The sequence below is a fragment of the Mesorhizobium sp. M2A.F.Ca.ET.067.02.1.1 genome, from assembly GCF_004023285.1.
Classification (GTDB): Bacteria; Pseudomonadota; Alphaproteobacteria; order Rhizobiales; family Rhizobiaceae; genus Mesorhizobium.
The window spans coordinates 1-3,192 of sequence record NZ_RZSB01000700.1; the positions used below are offsets into that span (position 1 = coordinate 1).

General features: G+C 64.0%; 4 protein-coding genes. 2 read left to right on the forward strand and 2 right to left on the reverse strand.

Features of this window, described 5'->3' with window-relative positions; genetic code table 11:
- The first annotated feature begins 104 nt into the window (after positions 1-104).
- The gene (locus EOA28_RS30265; RefSeq protein ID WP_127253122.1) at positions 105-818 is read left to right on the forward strand and encodes a sulfite exporter TauE/SafE family protein; all 714 of its coding nucleotides are present in this window, start codon (positions 105-107) and stop codon (positions 816-818) included.
- A 9-nt stretch (positions 819-827) separates the two neighbouring features.
- Here the strand turns inward: EOA28_RS30265 and EOA28_RS30270 are convergent, their stop codons facing one another.
- A complete protein-coding gene (locus tag EOA28_RS30270) occupies positions 828-1,772 on the reverse strand; it encodes a DMT family transporter (RefSeq protein ID WP_127253123.1) in 945 nt (314 codons plus the stop codon).
- Between the two features lie 217 nt (positions 1,773-1,989).
- Positions 1,990-2,394 (reverse strand): VOC family protein, encoded by a 405-nt coding sequence (locus tag EOA28_RS30275; RefSeq protein ID WP_127253125.1) that lies wholly within the window; start codon positions 2,392-2,394, stop codon positions 1,990-1,992.
- Positions 2,395-2,497: 103 nt separating this feature from the next.
- On the opposite strand from EOA28_RS30275, the gene EOA28_RS30280 reads away from it, so the two are divergent.
- Positions 2,498-3,130 (forward strand): TetR/AcrR family transcriptional regulator, encoded by a 633-nt coding sequence (locus EOA28_RS30280; protein WP_126078084.1) that lies wholly within the window; start codon positions 2,498-2,500, stop codon positions 3,128-3,130.
- Positions 3,131-3,192 lie beyond the last annotated feature (62 nt).

A 3,192-nucleotide genomic window follows, 5' to 3' on the forward strand; every position in this document is an offset into this window, starting at 1 on the left:
CATGAGTTCAGCGCCAGGCTGCAACTTGCGGCCGGTCAGGACAGCGAGGACCTGCCCTTCGCCATGGCCGAGCCGGAAGGCCACCAGCACGAGCACGCGCATGGATGATACAAGCGCTCTTTGACTACCAACGCGAGATTTACCTGGCGGTGGCGCAGCACCTCAAGGCGTTCGCCGGCGACGGCAACTGGCTTACGCTCCTTGCGGTCCTGCCGATGGGCGTCGTGTTCGGGGCGGCTCACGCGCTGACGCCGGGCCATTCGAAGACACTGCTAGCCGCCTATATCGCCGGCTCGCAGGTGAAATTGGCTCGTGGATTGCTCGCCTCGCTCGCCCTTTCCTTCACCCATATCACGCTGGCGGTGCTTATCGCGGTGCTGGCGCTGCCCCTCGTCTCGATCTCGCTGGGCAGCGTCGGCCGCGCTCCCGCGCTGGAAACGCTGAGCCGTGGGCTGCTGGGCCTGATCGGCGTGTGGATAATCTGGCGCGCGCTGCGCGGCCGTCATCGTCATCACGTCCATGAGGGCGAAGCGGTCGGCTTCATGGCTGGACTGATCCCTTGCCCGCTGACGCTGTTCGTCATGACTTATGCCATTTCGCGCGGCATACCCTGGGCCGGACTTGTCTTCGCTGTCGCGATGATGGTGGGCGTCGCGATCACGCTCGGTATCGTCGTGCTGCTGGCGGTGCTATTCCGCAGCGGGTCGGTAGCCGCGCTGGAACGGCTGGGATCGAGCACGGCCGGTGTGGCCACCTTTCTGGAGATCGCGACCGGGCTGATTCTGGTTGGCGTGGCATTGCATCAGATCTTCGGGTAGCGGAACGCGTCACCTCACGCTGATCAGCGCCGTGCCGACGATGGCCAGCAGCGCGCCGGCCCAGGCGGCCGCGGTCGGCCTTTGGCCGCTGCGCAGCCACACCATCGGCAGGATGATGACCGGCGTCATCGAGGATAGCGTCGAGATGATGCCGACATTGCCGGTGCGCAACGCGGCCATCAGGCACGACATGCCGATCGAGGTGCCGACGAAGGCGGACAGCACGGCGAGCCCGACCGTGCCGAACTGCACGGCCTCCCTTTTGCCCTTGCCGAACGGCGTTGCCGTGAGCACGATGAACAGGATGACGGCGAGGCCGGAACGCAGCATGGCCGTGAACGGCTCGACGCCGGCCGCCATGGCGGGCCTGGCCAGAAGGGTGCCGATCGCCTGGCCGAGCGCTGTCGTGACGCCAAGCACGATGCCTGGTCCCATGCGGCCGGTGAGCGGCGGGCCGGGCACGGTGCTGACCGGCACGGTGGAAGGGGTGACGACCGGCATCGCCGGCGCCAGCTCGCCGCGCTTGAGGAAGCGCCGCGGCATGCCGATGGCAAGCACGATGCCCGCAAGCACCAGCGCCACGCCCAGCGCCTGCCAGCGGCTGATGGTTTCTCCGAGCACGAGATAGCCGAGCGCCAGGGCAAATGGCGAGGTGAGCGAGAAGAGCAGCGCCGTGATCCGCGGGCCGACCGAATAGATAGTGGCGAAATAGGTGGTGCTGGCGATGCTGATGCCGGCGAAGCTCGATCCGGCGAGCAGCCAGAATTCCCTCCCTCCGATCGTTTGCCAGCCGCCGATCGCCAGCGACACCGAGCCGGTCATCACGAAGGTGGCGAGCATCTGCCAGCGGGCAAGCTGGAGCAGGGGAACGCGCCCCTTGAGCTCGCTGAGGAACATGGAGCTCAGCGCGCTGCACAAGACGGCGGTAACGGCAAGGGCTTCGGAAAGGAGCATGGCTGCTGGCGGTTGCGGCGATTCCACCCAGGATTGGGCAGGCGCCGATGCTTACGCCAGCTCGCCGCAATGCGCCAGCCGGACCGGCGGCCGCAGGGGCATGCACCGAGATATCAAGTCGAGGACAATGGCGGGCTTGGCCCGAACACGGGAGCGACGGGGCGGGTGCCCCGCCGCTTCCAGGGTGTCGTTCCCGGCAAAGGGCGATACGGACGGTCTATTGCATGGCTGCGGGGTTCATCCACAGGAACTCCCAGACATTGCCATCCGGGTCTTCTATGTGACGGTTGAACATGAAGCCGAGATCCTGTGCCGGGTTGGGATCGGCGCGGCCGCCCGCTGCAACACCTTTCTCGATGACCGCGTTGACCGCGTCCTTGCTGTCGACGGTCAGCGCGATCAGCATTTGGCTCTCGCGCTTGGCATCGCCTATCGCACGGGCTGTGAACTGGCTGTAGTGCTGGTGCGTCAGCAACATGACCCCGATCGAATCGGAGAACATGATCGAGCTGGCCTGGTCGTTCGAGAACTGCGGGTTGAGCGTGCCGCCGATCGCGAGATAAAACTTGGTCGCTGGCTGCAGATCGCGCACCGGCAGATTGAGGAATAGCATTTGGGTCATCGGGTTGAAACCTCCGTTTCATTGACGGGTACTAGTCAGTCTAGTACCGTCTCGATGGCTATCATACGGGAACGGTACCGTCTAGTACTGATAGAGGGGCGCTATGAAAATTGCTGTTGAGACCAGATCGGCCCGTAAGGATCGTGAGATCATCGAGGCGGCGACCGCCGCCTTCATCGCCAAGGGCTACGATGGGACCAGCATGGAGGAGATCGCCACCAGGGCGAGCGCTTCGAAGCAGACTGTCTACAAGCATTTCACGGACAAGGAGACGCTTTTCACCGAAGTCGTGGAGTCCACCGCTTCTCAGGTCAACGACGTTGTCGAGTCCGTGACGATGCTGCTTTCCGAGGCAAAATTCCTGGAGGGCGGCCTGCAGCAGCTTGCCCGGCGATTGACCACGACGCTGATGAACGACGAGTTGCTGAAGCTCCGGCGTCTGATTATCGCCAATGCCGATCGAATGCCGCAGCTTGGCCGTAGCTGGTACGACAAAGGTTTTGAGCGCATGCTTGCCTCGGTGGCGGAGTGCTTTGAAAAGCTAACCAGCCGAGGCTTGTTGCAGACCGGCGATCCCCGTTTGGCGGCCAGCCATTTCTTTGGAATGCTGCTTTGGATTCCGATGAACGAAGCGATGTTCACCGGAAGCAACCCGCGCTCGAAAGCCGACCTTGAGCGCCACGCCGATGCCTCGGTCGAAGCGTTCCTTGCCGCCTATGGGGCACGCTCGAAGTAGTCGCGCCGCCTGGCACGATCTGCGCGGCGCAACGAGCCGCGTTATGTCGCCTGGTCTCGTAG

Bases quoted from the DNA above. Each gene is read 5' to 3' on its own strand.
- EOA28_RS30265 (WP_127253122.1), top strand. From the start codon at position 105: ATGATACAAGCGCTCTTTGACTACCAACGCGAGATTTACCTGGCGGTG.
- EOA28_RS30280 (WP_126078084.1), top strand. From the start codon at position 2,498: ATGAAAATTGCTGTTGAGACCAGATCGGCCCGTAAGGATCGTGAGATC.
- EOA28_RS30270 (WP_127253123.1), bottom strand. From the start codon at position 1,772: ATGCTCCTTTCCGAAGCCCTTGCCGTTACCGCCGTCTTGTGCAGCGCG.
- EOA28_RS30275 (WP_127253125.1), bottom strand. From the start codon at position 2,394: ATGACCCAAATGCTATTCCTCAATCTGCCGGTGCGCGATCTGCAGCCA.